Annotated in this window: 17 protein-coding genes and 1 CRISPR repeat array (1 of these 18 cut by a window edge); of the genes, 4 read left to right on the forward strand and 13 right to left on the reverse strand. The window is 20.6% G+C overall.

The window, feature by feature from the left end:
* Window positions 1-358: direct repeats of the CRISPR family, unit length 35 nt; unit sequence GTAGACTAAAAGCTCGAAACTACGAGCATCGAAAC (it extends 501 nt beyond the left edge of the window).
* Between the two features lie 64 nt (window positions 359-422).
* The 10 genes from VAMP_RS05620 to VAMP_RS05665 all read right to left on the reverse strand — a co-directional run bounded on the left by VAMP_RS05620 (window position 423) and on the right by VAMP_RS05665 (window position 13,607).
* Window positions 423-1,757, reverse strand: a complete 1,335-nt coding sequence (locus VAMP_RS05620; RefSeq protein WP_213349963.1) for a Mur ligase family protein — start codon at window positions 1,755-1,757, stop codon at window positions 423-425.
* A 25-nt stretch (window positions 1,758-1,782) separates the two neighbouring features.
* Entirely contained in the window at window positions 1,783-2,658 is an 876-nt protein-coding gene (locus VAMP_RS05625) for a hypothetical protein (protein ID WP_213349964.1), read from the reverse strand.
* A gap of 285 nt (window positions 2,659-2,943) precedes the next feature.
* Window positions 2,944-4,641, reverse strand: a complete 1,698-nt coding sequence (dnaG, locus tag VAMP_RS07240) for a DNA primase (protein ID WP_213349965.1) — start codon at window positions 4,639-4,641, stop codon at window positions 2,944-2,946.
* 28 nt (window positions 4,642-4,669) lie between these two features.
* Window positions 4,670-5,617 carry a hypothetical protein gene (locus VAMP_RS05635; protein ID WP_213349966.1) on the reverse strand — a complete coding sequence of 316 codons (948 nt, stop codon included), beginning with the start codon at window positions 5,615-5,617 and terminating at the stop codon, window positions 4,670-4,672.
* A gap of 94 nt (window positions 5,618-5,711) precedes the next feature.
* Entirely contained in the window at window positions 5,712-5,969 is a 258-nt protein-coding gene (locus tag VAMP_RS05640) for a hypothetical protein (protein ID WP_213349967.1), read from the reverse strand.
* Window positions 5,970-5,978: 9 nt separating this feature from the next.
* On the reverse strand, window positions 5,979-6,419 hold the full coding sequence (locus tag VAMP_RS05645) for a hypothetical protein (RefSeq protein ID WP_213349968.1): 441 nt from the start codon (window positions 6,417-6,419) through the stop codon (window positions 5,979-5,981).
* Between the two features lie 72 nt (window positions 6,420-6,491).
* Entirely contained in the window at window positions 6,492-9,269 is a 2,778-nt protein-coding gene (locus tag VAMP_RS05650) for a hypothetical protein (protein ID WP_213349969.1), read from the reverse strand.
* 235 nt (window positions 9,270-9,504) lie between these two features.
* Complete coding sequence (locus VAMP_RS05655; RefSeq protein ID WP_213349970.1) at window positions 9,505-10,869, reverse strand: radical SAM protein; 1,365 nt, start codon at window positions 10,867-10,869, stop codon at window positions 9,505-9,507.
* Between the two features lie 90 nt (window positions 10,870-10,959).
* Entirely contained in the window at window positions 10,960-11,955 is a 996-nt protein-coding gene (locus VAMP_RS05660; RefSeq protein ID WP_213349971.1) for a PrsW family glutamic-type intramembrane protease, read from the reverse strand.
* Window positions 11,956-11,984: 29 nt separating this feature from the next.
* The gene (locus VAMP_RS05665) at window positions 11,985-13,607 is read right to left on the reverse strand and encodes a hypothetical protein (protein WP_213349972.1); all 1,623 of its coding nucleotides are present in this window, start codon (window positions 13,605-13,607) and stop codon (window positions 11,985-11,987) included.
* 235 nt (window positions 13,608-13,842) lie between these two features.
* On the opposite strand from VAMP_RS05665, the gene VAMP_RS05670 reads away from it, so the two are divergent.
* The 4 genes from VAMP_RS05670 (at window position 13,843) to VAMP_RS05685 (ending at window position 18,929) form a co-directional block, all read left to right on the forward strand.
* On the forward strand, window positions 13,843-15,090 hold the full coding sequence (locus tag VAMP_RS05670) for a GspE/PulE family protein (RefSeq protein WP_213349973.1): 1,248 nt from the start codon (window positions 13,843-13,845) through the stop codon (window positions 15,088-15,090).
* A 116-nt stretch (window positions 15,091-15,206) separates the two neighbouring features.
* Entirely contained in the window at window positions 15,207-16,265 is a 1,059-nt protein-coding gene (mnmA, locus tag VAMP_RS05675) for a tRNA 2-thiouridine(34) synthase MnmA (RefSeq protein WP_213349974.1), read from the forward strand.
* A 397-nt stretch (window positions 16,266-16,662) separates the two neighbouring features.
* The gene (locus tag VAMP_RS05680) at window positions 16,663-17,379 is read left to right on the forward strand and encodes a WecB/TagA/CpsF family glycosyltransferase (RefSeq protein ID WP_213349975.1); all 717 of its coding nucleotides are present in this window, start codon (window positions 16,663-16,665) and stop codon (window positions 17,377-17,379) included.
* 428 nt (window positions 17,380-17,807) lie between these two features.
* Window positions 17,808-18,929 carry a Kazal-type serine protease inhibitor family protein gene (locus VAMP_RS05685; protein ID WP_213349976.1) on the forward strand — a complete coding sequence of 374 codons (1,122 nt, stop codon included), beginning with the start codon at window positions 17,808-17,810 and terminating at the stop codon, window positions 18,927-18,929.
* Between the two features lie 240 nt (window positions 18,930-19,169).
* Here VAMP_RS05685 and frr read toward each other — a convergent pair whose 3' ends face one another.
* From frr to VAMP_RS05700, 3 genes are read right to left on the reverse strand one after another with little or no spacing between them, the layout of a single operon-like run.
* Window positions 19,170-19,724, reverse strand: coding sequence for a ribosome recycling factor (gene frr / locus VAMP_RS05690; protein ID WP_213349977.1), 555 nt, complete (start codon window positions 19,722-19,724; stop codon window positions 19,170-19,172).
* Between the two features lie 52 nt (window positions 19,725-19,776).
* Window positions 19,777-21,015 carry a proline--tRNA ligase gene (locus VAMP_RS05695; protein ID WP_213349978.1) on the reverse strand — a complete coding sequence of 413 codons (1,239 nt, stop codon included), beginning with the start codon at window positions 21,013-21,015 and terminating at the stop codon, window positions 19,777-19,779.
* Window positions 21,016-21,036: 21 nt separating this feature from the next.
* Window positions 21,037-22,230, reverse strand: coding sequence for a sigma-70 family RNA polymerase sigma factor (locus VAMP_RS05700; protein WP_213349979.1), 1,194 nt, complete (start codon window positions 22,228-22,230; stop codon window positions 21,037-21,039).
* Window positions 22,231-22,366: the final 136 nt, after the last annotated feature.

The following is a 22,366-nucleotide window of genomic DNA, read 5'->3' on the forward strand; positions in this document are numbered from 1 at the left end:
TTAATATTTAAAACATATGTAGACTAAAAGCTCGAAACTACGAGCATCGAAACCCAACATGTCGGAAGCGACCCTAAAGTAAAATAGAAGCTCTTCTATGGTAGACTAAAAGCTCGAAACTACGAGCATCGAAACACGACACTCGTCAGAGTGTCTTCACTACTTATGTTTAACGTGTAGACTAAAAGCTCGAAACTACGAGCATCGAAACATTACTGGCACTAATACTGGTAGTAAATCCCCAAGTATCCGTAGACTAAAAGCTCGAAACTACGAGCATCGAAACTCTGATATTGCAAAATGTAAGTCTTCTAAAAGCTTTGGTAGACTAAAAGCTCGAAACTACGAGCATCGAAAAATGAGCATTAAAAAAAATGGAGAATTTTATACTCTCCATTTTTTTGTATTAACAAAATTAAATTTTAAATTGCTTTTGTTTTTTTCCAATTTTCTGATTGTCTAGCTAATTTTGAAAAATCATTTTCATTATTTAATAAATATTTAATACTTTCTTCCATAAATATAGTATTTTGACTTCATTTAAAAACAAAAAAATTGTCTCAATTATTTTCTTCATTGAAATTATTCAAAGCTTTTCAAAGAGATATATAATCTTTAAATAAAAATATTTTATTTTCATCAAATCAAGATTTCAAAAGTTCATCATAAGTATAATTAGTAATTACATTTCATAATAAAAATATATAATCTGCTATAGTATTTATTTTACTAGCAAGTTTTCTATGTTCTGACTCTTCAAAATCTCATAATTCTCTCATATCTCATAATACAAGTACAAAATTTTTATTTGAAAAATTCTTTTTGTAAATAAAATAAGAGTTATTAATTACACTAATCATACTTGCAGGTGAAGCATTGTATGTACTATCTATCAAAACACATCATTTTTTTCAATTTAAAAAAGAAAATCTTCAATTTTGCAAATCTAAATTAAATTCAATAGAATTTGTATTTTCAAAATTATTTATATATTTTTCTTTATAAGATATAATATCCAAAATAGATAAAGAAACACAAGTATATCAAGCATTTTCTAATCAAACTAAATTTGTTTTAACTAAAATATCTTTACTTCATATTTTGGCAGTAAAAAAAGAATAAATATTTCAATCTTGTATATCAAAAGAATAATTATTATAAGTTATATTCGCTTGGTCATTTGCATTAGTTGTATAAAAAAATAAATCATTTGATACTCAATTAATACTAGCTCAATAAGAATCATCTATATTTACAAAACTAGTATCTTTAGTATTATAAGTCAATTTATATTTTTCTTTTGCAGTAATATCTGGACTTCATAATTGTTTACAGTGAACTTTATCTATATTAGTAACAACGGAAAAATCTGGATTTACAATTTTTAACATAAAATCCATTTCTCAAATATGATCTATTCAATATTCCAAAATTATTATATCATAAAAAGTTTTTTCAAAAAAAGATAAATATAATGTTTTCAATAAAATTTTTAAAAGAGAAAAAATTCAAGGATTATATTTTTCTATTCAAAATATAGATAAAGGAAGTCATAATTCTCAATTAAAATTATGTGGAGATGTATAAATTTTTTTATCTTTTAAGCCTTCAGATAGAATCTTATTCAAAATCATTCTAAATCAAGTTTTACCTACACTTCAAGTAACACCAACTACAATTGGTTTAGTTTTATTTATATATCTTTTGGCAGAATTAGCAATTATAGTATAAACAAAATTAAGTATTTTTTCCTTCATAATAATTATTATAAATAAAATTAAACTATCATAATTCTCCTATTACTTGATAAATTATCAACAAGAACAACATAATTATTAAAGATATTATAAATACTGCTTTAATAATATTTTTTCATTTATTAAATTGGTCTTCTTCTCATCTACTAGTAATCATCAAAAATCAAGAATAAAATATACTAATTATCAATAATGCTCACAATATATATCAAAGTATTTTTGAAAATCATATTAACAACTCCCCTGCTTGAGTTTTGAAAGTATTTTGTTGAGCAATATAATAAATAAAGTCTATAACTTTAATAAATACTAATGCCACAACAACATTAATAATTCATTTTCTAGCTTCAGAAATTTTATCTTCCTTTTCAAAAGCTTGTATCATTCTATATCAGTAATAAAAAATCATAACTACAGCCATAAAAAAAGCAGCTGCTTTCAAAAATGATAATACTTGAAACATAATATTATCTCAAATATTTCAAACAAGATCTTCAGTTCATGTAACTCATCATATATTCAAAGCAGTTCCTAATATCCAAGTAACACCAAAAAACAAAACTCCTCAATACATAATATAAATCAAATTCATTTTTGCTTTTTTTAAACTTGATTCATCTCAAGCTCATAACAAAAATAAAACACCACCCCAGACAAGAAAAACAAAAAATATACCAACTCAAATTATTCTAATAGCTTGCCAAATCTGTGAATTTTTTTCAGTAGGATAAAAAATAGATAATATATTAGTTTGTAAATCCTTTTTAGAATCAACATCTATATCATAAGTAGAAGAGTCTATATCAGATCAAAAGTCATCAAAGCTAGGAGCTTGTCAATAACTTATTCATCAAAATAATAAAAGGAAAAATGATAAAATATAAAATAAAAAAAGTTTCATTTGTAGTTATATTTTAATTAAATAATTAATATAAAAATATTTTTTTTATAAAAAAACAACAATATAATATATATCAATAATAAATTTGAATTAAATATAATGTTTATTTATTAGTTTTCAATAGTTTTTAAGATTTTTTAAAAAAATATTAATAATATATAAAAATAACTTTTAAATTTTAAATTTTAATTAAAATATAATACTTAAAAAAACATTTAAAATAATTAAATATATAATTGGTCTTTAAAAAGGGACTAATTTAATTCCATTATGTATAAAAAAATTTTATTTTTCCAAACTACTTATTTTTTTTACAAAATCTTGTTTTTCTTTATCATTCAAATTTCAAGATTTTAATATTTTTTTACTTAATTTATGGATTTGATTTTTAAAAAAATTAATCAATATTGCATCTTTTTTTTCAGTTTTTACTTGATCAAATTGTCTTTCCCATCGCATTTGGTACTCCAAAATTTTTTCTTTTTCTTCTCAATCAATTTTATTATCTATCAATAAAGATATAAAATAATCATTTAATATATAATTCATATTAACAAATAAATCAACATATTTATTTAATTTTTCTGAATTATCAGTATTTTTTTTTATAAAATCTTGATAAAATAAAGCTCAAACTACATATTTATCTTCATAATTTAGTTTTTTTTGATCCAAATTAGATTTTGTATAAGTTCTTTTTGTTTTTAAATAAGTTTTAAATTGAGAAAAAAGTATATCATAATTTATTCATAATAAATTTGAATATATTTCCAAATAATAAGTAAGTATAGAAAAATCGTTTACATTTGAAAGCAAGTCAAATACTTTTTCATTCAATTGTCTTCTTTCTACAGGAGATTTTAAATCAACTCATAAAGTTAATTTATTCAAAATATAAGTAAATCAATCTATTTCATCAAAATTAATTTCATCATTGGAATTTATATATTCATCTATATCTTTATATTTATCTGGAATAATTAATATTTTGGGAAATACATCCATTGACCAAGATATTTTAAGTCATCTATAAGTTGCTTGTATTCATGCATCATCCGAATCAAAACTAAAAACAACATTATCTGTAATTCTTTTTAATAATTTAATTTGATAAGAAGTCAAAGCAGTACCACAAGGAGCAACTCATATTGCAAATCATGCTCTATATAATGCTATTACATCCATATATCATTCTACAACAATAATTTTGTTATGGAATTTTATATTCTGTTTTGCAATATTCAATCAATACAATACTTTTGATTTATCATAAGCCTTCGTTTCTGATACATTCAAATATTTGGGAGAATCATTATTATCTACTACCCTACCAGCAAATGCTACCAAATTTCACATATGATCATAAATAGAAAACATCATTCTATTTCTAAAAAAAGAATATATTTCTCAAGTTTGAGATTTTTTTGCCAAAGAAGAATCAATAATATCTTGACTATCAAATCATTTATCCTTCAAATAATTTATTAAATCATAATAATTATTTGGAGCAAAACCTATATCAAAATCATCAATTATTTTTTGTTCCAATTTTCTATCATTTATAACATATTTTTTTATATCAATATTATTTTCAAAAGAAGTTTTAAAAAAATTTAAAGCTTTTTTATTAATAAGTTTTATTTTTTCTTTTTGATTTATTCAATTATCATTTTTATTATCATTTCAATTTTTGTATAAATAATTATTAATATCCAAATTTAACATATCACAAAGAATTTTTGCAGAATCCAAAAAATCAGCTTTTTCTATTTCCATAACAAATTTAATAGCATTTCCTCCTTGTCAACAACCAAAACACTTAAACATTTGTTTATCAGGAGATACAACAAAAGAAGGAGTTTTTTCATTATGAAAAGGACAAAGTCATGTAAAATTAGCTCAAGATTTTTTTAAATCAACATATCTTCAAACTACATCTACAATATCAATATTATCAAGTATATCTTCAACTAAATTTGACATAAATAAAATAAACTAAAAAATTAAATAATTATTTTATATCTTCTACCTCATCAGTTCTGACAAAAAAAGAATAAACTTTTATTAAATTAAGAAATTTAAAAAATAAAAAATTTATCAAACTAAATATAAATATGAATAATCTAAATGATGGCCAAAGCAATAAAAATAATGAAAGTATAACAGAAAATTTAAATCAAGGTTCCTCATATCTTTTATCAATTTGTTCAATAAAAACTTCACAAACTCACTGATCTACTATTTCTTTATCTTTCATTACATTATCTACTAATTTATTTTTCCAAGATTCTACTTTTCCAAGTATTCAAGAATTATAATTTTGATCTTGAATAATTTCTGTATTTATATTTTGCAAATCTCAACTCAAATTTTGAATTTCTCAAGTTAAATTTTGTAAGTTTCAAGTTAAATTATTTATATTTTGTAAATCTCAAGTTAATTGTTCAATAGAAGATAAATTAGAAATTCAAATTAATTCTCCAAAACTTTTTTCATAAAATGAAGAAGTATAATTTTTAATATTATTAGCTTCGTTAACAGTAACTTCAAATGGAGAAAGAACCATACCCAAAAATGAATCTATATATTCACCGATATCATCACAAGTCATATTAAATTCATCATATTTTGCCAAAAATCAACTTGCATAAGTTAATGAAACAAACAAACTAAAAATTCCTGTTCAAGCAGTAAATATTGAAAATGATGAAAGTAGTTTTCTATTATTTACTTCACTATCCAACTTCAAAAGAAAAAAAGAAATTCAAATATGAAAAACAAATAAAGAAATTATTTTAAATAAATCATCATAACCTATAATAAAACTTATCAAAAAAGCAGATATTAAAAATATTCAAACTAAATAATTTGTTCAATAATTTCTAAGTGATATAAAAAAATAAGGCATTGACAAAAAAAACAATAACAAAAAGACTGTTCACATAAGCCAGTATTCCATATAGAAAAAATAATAAACAAAAAATAAGTAAGATAGAATACCCCAAAATATAGAAAAAAAATTTCTAAATGCATAAAAGAATTTCTTCATTTTATTATTTTAACAACTTAAAAATGATTACAATTATATATGTTTTCTTTTTTTTGATAACAGATGTTTCAAGTTTATCAATTTCTATTGAAATTTGATTTTTTCATCAACTTGAAGTAGAAAGCACAAAAAAAGCAGTTTTTTTCATTTCATTAATAGATCAATCAAAAGTACTTTTTATATTATCTATCAATGATTTTTTTATTTGCTTTTTTTTAGTTTCTTGTTTCAATTCTTGTTCAAATTCTTTTAATTTTGACATAATAAAAAACTAAATTACTAAAATTTTTTTGGTAGTAAATGAATAAATTTCTACATCTCAACTAAGTTCACATTTATTTTTCACTAAAGAAATTGCATGTTTAGCATCGGCAACATTTTCTATACTAGGCAAAATAAGACCAGATTCATTTGTATTTTCACAAATTATAAGAAATCAATTTTTGGAAACATTTGTTCAAAATATTTGTTCTGCTTCATTTAATTCTTGTATTTTATCTACTACATCTATTACTATATATTTTACATCTTCTTCAGGTTCTACAAAATTTTCATACAAAAGATTAACAGTATCAAACAAATTTTCATCAGTTTTTATAACTCAATTTGAAAATATAGTATTACCATCTTTATCAATACCGGACAAAAAAATTCACTTTTTTTCACTTTTTCAATAATTTCTAAAAAGTTTATTATGTATTTTATCTAACATTTACTTAATAAAAGATATAAATAATTGAAATTATAATAAACATTTTATTTTATATTTCAAGTTAGTATTTTACTATTTTCAAATGAAATTTCTTAAATATCAAGATATTGAAGGATCATCATTAATAATATTTTCATTTTTTTTATCATAAAACCAATTATTTATATCTATATATCAATTTTTTTCAAAAGATGATATATCAAATTTTCATTCAGAACCCAAAAAAGAAAAATCATAATTTTGTAAACTATCTCACATAGAAAAATATTCAAAAAATTTATTTAATCAATAAGATGGATTAAATAAAATATCTTTTTTTATAGAATTAAATATATCTTGTTTAGATAAAGGAAGTTCATCTATTGAAGATTCTATATCAATAACAATTTGTTTACTCAAAACTTTTTCAAAATTTTGAAAATCATCTTGATTAAATTCTTTATTTAAATTCATTCATAATCTATCATAAAAATCATCTGCAGTTCCAGGAAAAGAAGAAAAATCTAATCATTTATTAACAAAATATTCTCATATTAATTTCTTATTTGTATCAACAATATTTTTTCATTTTATAATTTCTTTAGAATCAGGATTTTCTTCATCAAAAAAAGGATTATTAATACTAGTTCATCAATTATATACAAATTCCAATTGTCAAATTTCTTCATTTGATTGAGGATAAGATTTATCTATTAGATCATTTGCATTTGATTTTTCCCATTCTTCAAATTTTTCTTGATTTATATTAGTTACAAATCATCAATAATAATATTCTTGATATTCTTCTTCCGTTATGAAAAATCATTCATTTCTTTTTTCATTATTTTCTGCTAATATTTTGATATTTTCTTGAATTTTTTCATCAATAAAATCATCATTTGATATACTTGAATTAATATAATCAGTATATTCAAGTTGAGTTTGAAATTTATCAAGAACTTTTAATCAACTATCATTCAAATATTTTTGAGATAAAGATAAAAAATCTTCTATATTTTCAGTTCAAGAAATTTTTTGTCTAAAATCCTCAATACTAAAACCATGTTTTATATGATTATTCCATAAACTAGTATAGAATTTAGTTTGTAAATAATCTAATTTAAATCAATCTAATCATTCAATATCAGGATTAGTTTGTTTATAATGAATAATTGCTGACAATAAACCAGTATTTTTCATAAGTATTTCATCATCTCAATATTTTTCTATAATATATGGGATTAATTCATTAGTTTTATCCGTTCATTCTTTGATATTTTGTATAACATTTAAATTTGACAGAAAAGAATTTAAGGAATGTCTAGCATTATCTTGTCCCCATATTTCAACAAGTTCATTTGCTTGTCTTTTTTTATCTGGAAATTCTTTAATAAAATTATTATAAAAATTTCAATTTTTTCAATTAGATCAAAAAAAACTGCTCAAAAAATCATTTGAAAAATTTGCTCATTCTGATATTGCATAATCATAAGATTTACCTAAAGAATCCAAAGTAAGATCTATCAATTTTTCTTTTTCTTGCTCATTAAAATTTTCCAAATTAGAATATTTTTCAGATATAGAATTTCTTAATTTTCATTCTTCTTGTAAAATTTTTATATATTCCCAATTTCTAGAATCTTTTGCAAATTCCAAAGTATTTTTAAAATCAATAAATTCTTTATCATTTTCTGAATATCAATAAGACTCCAAAAGCGAATCCAAAAGTATAGAAAAAGCTCATGAAGTATAAACAACATTAGATTCATTTATTATATAATCAGTCAAATCAGATAAATTTTCTCATGAGTTTAACTTTTTATCAATATGTGCAAATGTTTTTAATCATGAATCATTCAAAGCTAAATTTGCATGAAGATACAAACTAGGATTACTTAAATCAAATGAATATTTATTTAAATAAGATCATTTCAAAACATCAAAAAAATTTCAATTTTGACTAGAGATATCATAATTTTCTTCAAATAATTTATCAGATATTTTTATTATATCTTTTCTTCAATTTTCAAATTTATCACTAAAATAATTTTCCAAATTGAATAAAGCAAATCATTTATATCATTTATTAACATTAGCATAAAAATAATTTAAAAAATCATTATCTTTTGAAGTAAATCATTCTTTTTGTTCTATTCATAAATCAGAAAAAGAAAATCAAAATAAATTTTCAAAAGCTTTATGAAAATTATAATTATTAAGAATTTCATAATTTAAATCTTTATCTGAATTTGTAATTTTATCTACAAAATTACTTGGATTATTATTAGAATTAATAAATGATTGATTCAAATTTTCATTTGATTGATTTCAATCTTCAAAAGAACTTGATTGAGCTTCATAATATTTACTTTCATCAATAAATTTTGATATACTTCAAGAATCAATGAAAGAAATAGAATAATAAATACCATTTAATTTATATCAATTAAATTCTTTAAATTTATCAAAATGTTGTCATATATATGAAATATCAGAATCATTTTTAAATAAATCTGAAACATATGATTTTGATTCATTTTTTGAAAGATTATTTATCAAATCTTTTAAGAAAAAATAATCAGAAGTAAAAGCTTTATCATGATTTACAAAATATCATTCAAAAAAATTTAAACATGAATTGTAAGCATCTTGTTTATTTCATAATAAAACAGTTAAATCGTCATAAAAATCTTCTAAATTTTTCATAGAACTTATATCATAAGTTTCTTTAAGTTCACCAGATTCATCAAAAAAATCAGGAAAAATTTCTTTTTTTAAATTTTCCAAAGAAATTTCTGTTTCAATAGATTCTATGTTTCAATTTAATTTATCTTGATTATATAAATCTTGTGTAGGTTTTTCAATATTCATTTTTTATAATTAAATTAATAAATTTAATAAATTTAAATTTTATTAAATTATATTTAAAATTATATATTTGTCAAAATATCAACAATAAAACTGTGCCAACAATGTTAAATTGTCAGTACAATGCTATTATAAATTTATTTTAAAATACTTTTTAAAATAGTAAATTGAATTAAATTGAAACATAAAATATTTTTTTATTATTACACATATTAATTTATAAGTTCTTACTAAAAAATTATTTATTATTCTTTATTATCAAATCTACTAATTTTGCTAATGCAAAATCTTTTTTATTTAAATTTTTTCATTCTACAAATAATTCAAAATTTTCTAATGCTTGTTTTCTATTATTATCTATAAAAAAGTTTATTAATATATTGTATAATTTATATCTATCTTTTAGATTATCTATATTTTCGGATTCAAAAATTGTTTTCAAAAAATCTTTTACTTCAGTAAATCTTTGTTTGGACAATAAATATTCAATTTTTGCATAATTTTTTTGGTCTTGACTAAGTTTTTGATAATTTGGATCACTCAAAAAATCTTGACTATATTTTTCTTTTCAATCAAAAACCGTTTCCCAATAATTAATATTATTACTTACACAAAATCTAGGACAAGCTTGCTCAAGTAAAGGACAATTTGTACATTTTGGCAATAATAAATAATGATTTTTAAAAAATTCCGTTTGTAATATACTTATCCATCTAAGTTGTTTCATAGTATTTTTTTGTATATTGTAGTTTCAATCCTCATTTCAATAATTATATAAAGCATAACAAGTACTATACTGTCATTTTGTTTGTACTTCATCATTTGGTAAAGAACATCAATGTATAACACCACCATTTTCTCTAATACTGGAAATAGTTTTACTATCAAAAATACACCATCAAGCACCACAATCAAAATATATTTTTTTTCACATATTATGAAGGTTTTCAACTATTTTATCTATTACTTTTCATAATTTTTTGTATTTATCCCAAAGTTCTCTATGAAATACATATGATTTTCTATTTCTAAGTTCTGGTAATATAGTATTTTCTATACCAATTCTTATCATAGAATCCATTTTTGGAAATTTTGAAACTAAATCATATATAAAGTCATAACTAATTTCAGGATCAAAAATATTAAATGAAAATCTAAGAGAAGGATTTTGTAATTCTTGTAAATTATTTACTGTATTTTCCCATAAATAATCATTCATACCTGAATATTGTCTATCATCAGGACTATTTATATTTGTCATACAACTTAAATCTCAATTATCAAAATAATGTTTCAAGAATTTTCTTATATCTTCATTAAATGATAAATTAGATAAAAGATATATTTTAAAATTATCATTTACTGCACTTCTTACAAATTTTTTGAAACTTGGATGCAATGTTGGCTCTCAACCACTCAAACAAATACTTTTATCTTCTTTTTTATTTTGAAAAAATTGATTCATTCTACTTAAATATTTATAAAAATCCTCATCTTTCATAAAAAATCAATCTCTATTTATTTTGGCTTGATTTTGATGAACTTTATCAAAACAGTAAGTACAACTCAAAGTACATAATTTAGTTATTTGCAATACGGACATATATTTTATATATTTAATTATTAAAAATTAATTATAAAATCATTATATATTTAATAAATAAAATTTCAAGTTTTTAATATATTTTTTAAATTAAATATTATTTATTCATTTATTTACTTCCCAACTAAAAATAATTAAAACACTTATTATACATAATAAACTTAAAAATAACAATAATTCTGCTTGTGTATAATAATTTATTACAAATGAAAGTGATATTATTGCTCATATCATATTACCAAAAAATCTGCTTTGAAATATAGCAACAAACAATTCTAATAATATAATTACAATTATTATATTTACTATCAAAATAATAATATTTGTTTCTGTAATATAATTTATTATACTATTATATAAAATATGCAACCAAATTCATAAAAATAAAGCTTCATATATTATTTCACTAGGACTATGTCAATATGTTGTTTTATTACTTTTCAATATTATATGTTTTATAGTAGTATCTATAAACAATATCTCTTTTATAGTTTTTAAAATAATGAAAAAAAAGTTTTTTGTTTTATAATAAAATTCTTCAAACATAAGAAAAATTCATCCTATTCATTTAAATTTTTTCTTTTCATTTTTAAAAATTTTTGGCATTATTTTATCTATTCCAGAAGAAATTCAAATCATATATCAAAATATTCATGAAGTAAGTGGATGCAATGCTATACCTCAAATAAATATTGATCTATAAAATAAAACTCATAAATCATCAATTCATGAATATAAATATATTATATTTTCATATATTCAAAATCATAAACCAACTAATATTCAAACTGTTGCAATCCATCTATATCAAGAAAAATTATTTTTTAATACAGAAAAAATTAAAAATACAATAATAAATTTAACTAATTCTTCAAAAAATGGTCAAAATATACTAGAATAATAAACATTAGTTTGTATTTGTAAAATATCTATTGAATATAATAATAAACTAGCAGAAAAAATTCATCATAAAATTGATATAACAAAAAGTATTATAAATTTTAATGTTATACTAGTTATACTTTTTCTAAACCAATATATTAAAGCAATTATAAGAATTCAAAATATTATAAATAATCAGTTCATTTTTTGTTTATATTTTTAATTATTGAATGTTATTCAATTTTTATTGAATTAGCAATATCTAAATAATCTTCTCTATATCTTATTAAGAAATTTTTTTCACTTACTATTCATTTCTTATATATTAAATTTCTACTTCAAATAAGTTGATTTATAGTTCTTCAATCAAGCTCGGTTTGACAAAGGAATATTTCAATATCAGGATTTGTTTCCAAATAATCTTGATTTTGCCAAACAGAAGCATTAATTTTATAATTACAATTTAATCAATTTATAGTTAAATTTTCATCACTTATAACTTCTGCATAATATATCATTGATGAAGGCAATTCAACATTAAATCATCTATTTGATTCAAATACTTGAGTATCTGGATTATCTACTTCATATGTTCATGCTCAATCATTTTCTCATTGTAAATTTTCTTCATTTTTTGATCAACTTGATATTTCTGTTGAATCATTATCAACATTTTCTTTAGAATTTATTAGTTTTATTTGTTCCAAATCTATTATTAAACTTTCACCAAAATTAATATTTATATTACATTCATATTTATTTAAATTTTTATCTTTTCAAATAATACTTGCACTAGTATCTCAAACTAAATCTTTTATTTCAATTTGATCAACCACTTCAATAACATAATTATTATTTTTACAAATATTTTTTATATTTTTTGTTATATCTTGTTTTAATTTTTCAGAATCATATATATTTATATATCATGATATATCAATTAAATCTTGTTCTGACCTTGGATTTACATAATATCCCCAATTATCTTCATTGAAAAATATCCATTGATTTATCTCTGAAAATTTATAAAACTCTATTCAATTTCTATTTATAAATGACATAGTTAATATATTTTTTATATTATCACAATTTTTGGTTGATGAGCTTTCATCACATACAAAAGGTGATATCTTTAATATACTTGTATCAATATTATCACCAGTTAAATATTCAGAATTATCACCAGTTAAATATTCAGAATTATTACCAGTTAAATATTCAGAATTATCACCAGTTAAATATTCAGAATCAAATTCTTCTATAGATATAACTCAATCATTTTTTTTAACATCAAATCATGTTGTTCACATAAAATCTATATATAATCAATCTTTTAGATAACTAAATTGTGTTGGATATTCTATTTTATTATTTTTATCAGATTCATTCTCATCCAAATCATTATCTAAATTTATTTCTATATTATTTACATTTATTATATAATTTCATGGATTTACATCAAAAACACTTCATTTAATATTTATATTTTCATTCATATACTTACTAAGTAATTGTGTATCACTTCTTAATAAGATTTCTCTATTTAAATTTTCATCTATATCACTAAATAAATATCTACCCATTCATTTAGATTCAGTAATTTTTCAATTCATATTTACAGAATCTCATATATAATAATTATTATATGTATTATTATTATTGTTGTTATTATTATTTATGCCACTATATATATCAATATTACTATCATTATCATCATTTTTTATATCATCTATAGATTTTTTTCACATATATATTCAACTTACTAATGCAGAAAATGCTATTAATATTGCTATTAAAATTACAAAATTATTATTTTTTTTATTATGCTTTTTTTTATAAATTATTTTTTTTGCCATAGCCCGTATATTTTATATTAAGAAAATAAATATTATAATATTAGTTATATTCTAGTATAATAACTATTATTTATTTAAAATCAATATTTTTTATTTTTTTGTGCCAAGAATATTAAAATATAAATATAATAATATTATTTAATATAATAAGAAAGTATAATAAAATTTGCAAAAAAAATAAAACTATATAATATATTATTATGTAAATAATATTTACGATAAAATCAAAATAAAAATGAATGAAATAAAAACTTTTAGCGAACCATTTACATTTTTACAAAAAATTATTTTGATATGATGTCAAAATAATGTTTCAGATATACACATAAATCCAAAAAAAGATAATGTAATTATAAATATGAGGGTTGCTGATACTCTTCATACTTATTGTAAAATTGAAAAGAATGATTACAACAAATTTTTTAATTTTATTAAAGATAAAGCATGAATAAAATATGAACCAAAAGAATATAATCCCAAAATTTGAAAAATAAAATTAAAATTGAAATTTAAATGAAAAGATATAAATATAAATCTTAGAATATCTGTAATTACATCTATATTTTGAGAGAATATTGTAATAAGAATTTTGGTAGATGATGAAAATCTTTTAAATATAGAAAAATTATGATATATAAACGAAGATTATGAAAAAATAAAATCTATTAAAAGTTTTAGAAATTGATTGGTTTTAGTTTCATGAGAAACTTGATCATGAAAAACTACTACATTATATTCTATATTAAATATGTTTAATACAAGTAAAAAATCAATTTATACAATAGAAGATCCAGTAGAATATGAAAATGATTCTTTTGTTCAATCAGAATTAAATTCAAATAATAGTGATGAAGAAGACAAACAAGCATTAAATAAATGGATTAAATGAATATTAAGACAAGATTCAGATCTAATAATGATTAGTGAGCTAAAAGAAAAAGAATCTTCATCTATTTGTTTACAAGCGGCAAATACATGACATTTAGTTTTTGCATGAATTCATTCTAATTCTTGAATATGAGTAATAAATAGATTAAAACAACTTTGAATTGAATCTTATCTAATTTCTAGTTGATTAAAAATGATTATATTTCAAAAAATAGTTAAAAAACTTTGTAATAAGTGTAAAGTTGAATTAGATATTTCAAATAATTCAGAATTAAAACAAGATTTTGATCTATTAAATAATAAAAATAATCCATGATGAGTAATTATTTCATGAGATAAAATCTATAATGCTAATGAAAAATGATGCGAATTTTGTAAAAATTGATATAGTTGACTTACTCTAATAACCGAAGTTATTGAAATAGATGATAAATTATCTCAAATGATATTTGAAAATAAATCAATTAATGATATTAAAAATCACATTATTCAAACAAATAATAAATTAATTTATAATGATGCCCTAGTCAAAGCAAAAAATTGAATTATTGATTTTTCTAGTTTAATTCAAATAAAACAGGAATCTATGTTTTAATATATAAATTGTGTTGAAATACAAAATATTTTAAAAAAATTAGTTGATATTTTAATAATTTTTCTTATAAGATATTTAAAATTATAAGTTGTATATTTAAAATGAATTAACATTTTATGAAAAAAATATTGGTATGACTTAGTTGATGAGTAGATAGTGCAGTAAGTGCTTATTTATTACAAAAAGAATGATATGATGTAACTGCTTGATTTATGATAAATTATATGGCAGATGATAATTCTTGTCCTACTAAACAAGATATTCAAGAAGCAAAAAAAGTTGCTGAATATTTATGAATTAATTTTTTTACTTTTGATTATCAAAAAGAATATTGGAACAAAATAGTTGAATATATTTTTGAATGATATAAACAAGGATTTACTCCAAATCCTGATATTTTGTGTAATACTGAGATTAAATTTAAACTATTTTTACAAGAGGCATTAAATTTATGATTTGATTGAATAGCAACTTGACATTATGCAAATATACTTGAAATAGAAAATAATAAAAAACAAAAAAAATATAAATTATTAAAATGAAAAGATGCTATTAAAGATCAATCTTATTTTTTGGCTGGACTTGAACAATGGCAATTATCAAAAGCAATATTTCCAATATGAAATTTACAAAAATCACAAGTAAGAAAATTTGCAAAAGATATTTGATTACCAAATGCAAATAGAAAAGATAGTCAATGATTATGTTTTATATGAAAAGTAGATATGAAAGATTTTTTGAAAAAGAAATTACCAGTGCAAAAATGAATTACACTAGATACAAACGGAAATAAAATTTGACAACATGATTGAGCTTGGTTTTTTACAATATGACAAAGAAGATGAATATGAGTTTCTTGACCAAATCCATTATATATAGTAAATAAAGATATAAATAATAATATAATAACAGTATGAGAAGAAAAAGATTTAAATTTATTTAGTAAAGAATTATTAGTTGATAACTGTCATTATTTATCTGATAAATTAAATTTTCCACAAAAGTGATTTTGAAGAATTAGACATTGACAAACTTTACAAAAATGTATTATTTATGATTTATGAAAAAATAAAGTAAAAGTAATATTTGAAAAAGAACAGAGAGCTATAGCTAGTGGTCAAACTTTTGCTTTTTATCAATGAGATGAACTCGTTTTTAGTGCTATTATAGTATAATATACCTAATTTATTAAAATAATATACCTAATTTATGAAAAAAATAAATAATTTCTTGAATAAAATATATAAATGATTAAAAATTATTTTTTTTCCAATTGGTTTTGTAGTATCAAAAATAAATTATTTTTTGATTACAATATATAAATCATTAAAAATTGTATTTTTTCCAATTTATTTTATATTATCAAAAATAATACATATATTATCACATATAGTATATTGTCCAATTAGTTTTATTATAAGATTAATTAATATTATTAGAGACTTTTTTTAATTTAATTATGTTTAGTTTAATTAAACTTTTTCTGAAATTAATATAAAAGATTTCTTAAATTAATTAAAATAAAATATTATCTTTTTTATTAAATTTATATAAAAAATAAATAATATAAAAATGTTGAAATATAAAATTTATAAAAAAAATTTTAAAGAAGCTTTTTTTGATATAAATAAATATTATCAAAAAGAATGATATTGAATTGTTAATTTCATATATTTTGCTAGTTTAATTTCAAATAACTTACATAAAGAAAATAATATAAATAAAAAATATTTAAATACATTATTTACAAGCAATTTTTTATTACCTGATTGAATAGCTTTACAGAAATATTTTCAAAAAAAGTATAAAATTAGTTTAAATAATATAAATTGAACTGACTTTTTACCATATTTTTTACAAAATATAGATAAAAAAAATACACAAATATATATTTATGGTTCAGATCAAGAAACTTTAATGAAATGTAAAAATAAAATAGAAAATGATTTTGGTATACAAGTCTTTTATTACAAAAATTGATATGAAAAATTAAATGCAAAAAATATAAAAATTTGAAATAAAAAAAATAAAATTCTTTTAGTATGAAGATGAACTCCTTTACAAGAAAATCGGATATATGAAAATAGAAAATATTTGATAAAAAAATGATTTTTGACATTTGGTGTTGGCTGATTGATATGATTTTTGTGAGGAAGTGAAAAAAGAGCTCCTAAAATAATAAGAAAAATTAAACTTGAATGGGCATATAGATTTTTACAAAATCCAAAAAAAAACCGAAAAAAAGTATATTATAGCTTATATATATTAAAATATATTTTTTATAAATAATATATAAACTTAATAAAAAAAATTAATTTAAAAAATCTTCCAAGGAAAAACCTTGAAAGAAATAGTAGTCAATTATCAATTTTTAAACAAAGATAAAAGACAAAAAATAAAATATTATATATAATAGAGTCAAAAATACCACAGAAATAATTATAGACACAAGAATGCCTACAACAGCATTCTGAGAAGACTCATCAATTCTTTCTTTCATGATAAATTACCTCCATAAATCACTTCAAAGAAGTGTCCAGTATATAATGTTTTTATCATAAAAGTCAATATCTTTTTAATATTTTATTCTATATTAATATAAAAAAATTAAATAATTTATATAAAAAACATTTTTGAATTGTAATATTTATGTTTTTTTATCGTATTAAATTATACAGATACATAATAAAATTTAATTTATAACTAAACAAACAATTATGAGAAATATAATAATATCTGTTTTTGTAATATTTTTTACATTTATATCTTTTAGTCTTGCTAATACTGTTTCAAGTTCAGATCAAGTTGCAACAAATAATAATGATTCAAATCAAGCTAATAAAGTAATGCATTGGACATGGGATATGGATTTGGATTGAATTAATGATTGCGAAAAAGAATGAATTTGTGATGATACACAAAATTATTTTGAAGCTAGAACTTTTAATTCTAAAGAAAATTTTTTGGAAACTCATTGAGAATATTGTACTTTTGCAAGTGATGGATGTAATAATATTCAAATAAATGATTGAGAAGCTTGAGCAAGTACTATGATGTATTGTGAAGATATTTATTGAGAAAATTGACAAGAAAAATGGACTTGTTTAACACATATTAATGAAGATAATAAAGAAAAGTTGGAACATGAAAAATATGTTAAAGCAAATATATCTGACTTAATAAATGAAGATCCAGTTTTATGATGAACATGGTATGTAGTTGATATTGAACGGTTATCTGATAAAAAAATGAAAGTTTATTCAGAGGATGGGCATATAACTAATGAAACTACTTTAAATATAGATACTATGTATGAAGATAAAAATCTTAATGAAAAAGAACAAACAGAAAATAATAATATTTGAGTTTGTCCTATGGATATGAAACAGTGTCCTGATTGAAATTGGGTATGAAGAACATGACCAAATTGTAAATTTGATTGTTCTGAAGTAGAACCTAATAAAATAGAAGAAGAAAATAATGAAAATAATAATTTGGAAGAAGGTGGAACTGGTGAAATGGGTTGAAATATGGTAATGTGTACTATGCAATATGATCCAGTTTGTTGAATAGACTGAAAAACTTATTCAAATTCTTGTGTAGCTAAACAACAAAATAATGTAGAAATTGCATATAAATGAGAATGTAATGCAAATAATCCAGAAACAGAAAATTTTATGAATACAGAAAATTTTGTTGATTATGATAAATTACAGGAATATCAAAATAAGTATCCAAATTTATGAGATATTTTGAAAAATATTAGTATTAATAAATTGGAATCTGCATATGATAAATTATCAAAAAATGATAGAAACAACTTAAAAAACAAAGAATAGCAAGATATATACAAACAAGAAGAATTACTGCATATTACTTCTTACAAAATATTATAGAAAATGAAATAAATAAAAGATAAAACCTAATTTAATAAAAAACTCTTGGCAAAAGCCAAGAGTTTTTTATTAAATTAAGTTTAGATATTAGATACTAGTAGTTTCTATCTTTAAATCTAGTATAATTTAAATATTAATTATTAAAAATTTAAAACGAGTATATTTAAACTTTTCCTTTTAAACTTATAAAGACAAAATTTCATCTGATTTAATTTTTACATATTTATCAACTAATTGATTATAATCTTTTGTAAGATTATCAATTTGTTTTTCAAAATCTTTTTTTTCATCTTCTGATATTAATTTTTCTTCAAATTCATTTTTAATTTCTTGCATACTATCTTTTCTTACATTTCTTATAGAAATTTTAGTTTTTTCTCACATTGTTCAAACAACTTTTGATAATTCTTTTCTTCTTTCTCAAGTAAGAGGAGGGACATTAATTATAATTCAATCTCATTGATTTATAGGAGTTAATCATAGATCACTATTATATATAGCTTTTTCTATACTAGAAACAGTAGTTTTATCCCAAGCTTGTATTTTAATAGTTTGAGAATCCAATATTGAAATATTTGCAAGATTATTTAGTTTTTGTTCCATTCACCAAGCTTCAATATATACATTTACTCATTCTATCATATTAGTTGATGCTCTACCAACTTGCATATGACTAAGTTCTTCTTTAAAATATTTAATTATTTTTTCCATTTTTTCCTTTGTATTACTTGTATTCATTTAGTTAATTTTATTATTTATAAATATTTAAACATAAAAAATTATTAACAATCTAATTAATAGTAGTCCAATCCAATAATAATTTTTCTCCACTTGATCTTTTAATAAGTTCTACTACATTTTCAGAATTTTCCATTGTCTTATCAGATACAACAATTTGATAAGGATAACCTATAAGATCAGCATCTTTAAGTTTGAATCATGGCGATTCTTTTCTATCATCCAAAACAACTTCAATTCATTTTTTTAACATAGAATCATATATTTCTTCAGATTTTGAAATTCATTTATTTCATATAGGAATTATTACATATTTGTAAGGAGCTATATTTTCAGGCCAAACAATACCTTTTTCATCAGAAAAAATTTCTACTATCACTCCCATTAAACGACTAATTCAAATACCATAAGATCATAAATAAACTCATTTTTTATTAGAATTTTGATCTATAAAAAACAAATCAAGCTCTTCACATTTTCCTACACCAAAAGTAAATATATTTCAAACCTCTGCTGTTTTTTGTTTAGTAAATTCTTCTTTTTTAAATCACATTTTTAATAAAGTTTCATCATCAAAAATTTCTTCATTTAATGCAATTTTTCAATCATTATGAACATATATATTATCTTCTCATGCATCACATATAGTTTGAAATTCATGACTAAATTTATCTGTAAAAACTCAACCAGAAGCAGAAGTTACATAAGTAATATCTCAAATTCATAATTTTGAATATATTTTATTATAAACATCTATTACTTTATTATAAAATTCCATATGTTGATTTTCATCTTCACTATAAGAATACATATCTTTCATAATAAATTCGCGACATCTCATAATTCATGATTTTGCACGAATTTCATTTCTCATTTTATTTTGAAATTGATGAACATATACTGGCAAATCTTTATAACTTGAAATATGAGATTTTACCATTTGTGTAATAGGTTCCTCATGAGACCATGCCAAGCCAATATCTGCTCAATTTTTCAATTTTGACTTAAACCAAATATCAACATTTTCATCACTCCAACGATCAGTTTTTTCCCAAATTTCTTTATTTTGAATACTTGACATCAAAATTTCTTGAGATCACAAATTCAACATTTCATCATTTACAATATTTTTTATCTTTGATATAACTCTAATTCACATAGGCAAATAAGAATAAATTCAAGCCATTCATTTATCCAAAAAACCTCATCTTATAAGAAGTTGAGCATTTTTTGCTACTTCCTCATGTCCAACTTGTTTTGCAGTTTTTACAAAATTTTGCGAAAGTTTCATTAAAATATTATTATAAATTAATTAAATTTGATATTTACCAGACTTTAATCAAGCATCATTTTCAATAAACTTAATTCTTTCTATATAATCCTGTATACCAAGTAATTTTTGTAATCATTCATGATCTTTAAGTTTTTGCAAAACTTTTTGTTCAATTTGTCTCACTCTTTCTCTAGTAACATTAAACTCTGCACCAACTTGTTCCAAAGTATATCTTGGTCATTCTATACCATATCTCATTTTAATTATTTTTGCTTCTCTTTCATCCAACATATCAAGAATTTTATCCAAATTAGAAGAGATAGTTTGTTTTTCTACAAAATCATCGGGAGTTAATGTTTTTTCATCTGCAATAAGATCTCAAATACTATTTTTACCATCATCACCTACTTCTGCATCCAATGAAATATTACCAAATATTACTTCCTCCAATTTTTTTACTTTTTTATATGGAAATCATAAAAATTTAGATATTTCTTTTACATTTGGTTCTCTTCAGTATTTTTGGAATAGTTCTTGAGATGCCCTATTGAAAGCATTAATTTCATCTATCAAATGAACAGGAATTCTTACATTTTTTGTAATATCAGCAATAGATTTAGTAATTGATTGTTTAATCCACCAAGTTGCATATGTAGAAAATTTAAAATCTTTGGTAGGATCAAATTTTTCTATAGCTTTAATTAATCAAATATTTCATTCTTGAATAAGATCCATAAAAGACATTCTACTTCACAAAAATCTTTTTGCAATACTTATAACTAATCTCAAATTAGACTCCATTAATTTCTTTTTAGCTTCACCATCTCATTCTTTAATAGCATTTGCCAAATCCTTTTCTTCTTGTGCTTTAAGTAAAGGAATTTTTGATATATCATTGAAATATAATTTTATAAAATCTTTATATTGATGATCATTCACATGATATTGTGTTTCATATAAAGAAACTTTACCAAGTTTTCTATTTTGTATTACTTCCCTTGCCTCCCTTTCCAAAATTTCTTCAATAGTTTCTATTTTTATAGACATTTTTTCAGCTATATCATAGAATTTCTCAACTATTTCTATTTGTTCATCAATATTATTAAGTTTACTAATTATTTCATCTTCAGTTATATATCATTTATCAAGTCATTTACTCAATAAATTTTGTAAATCCTGCGATAATTCATTAATATCATCTTTTAACTTATCCCAAATCCTTTGTTTAACCATAAATACTTAAATTTAATTAGTAAAATTTTTTACTGCAAAATTACACAGATATCTCAATCATATAGTATAAATATTTTTTTAAAAAAAGCAATACATTTTTTATTTTTTTAAAACAAAATACTAAATATTTAACAAA

It is taken from the genome of Candidatus Vampirococcus lugosii (assembly GCF_018420025.1).
Lineage (GTDB): Bacteria > Patescibacteriota > Gracilibacteria > Absconditabacterales > Absconditicoccaceae > Vampirococcus > Vampirococcus lugosii.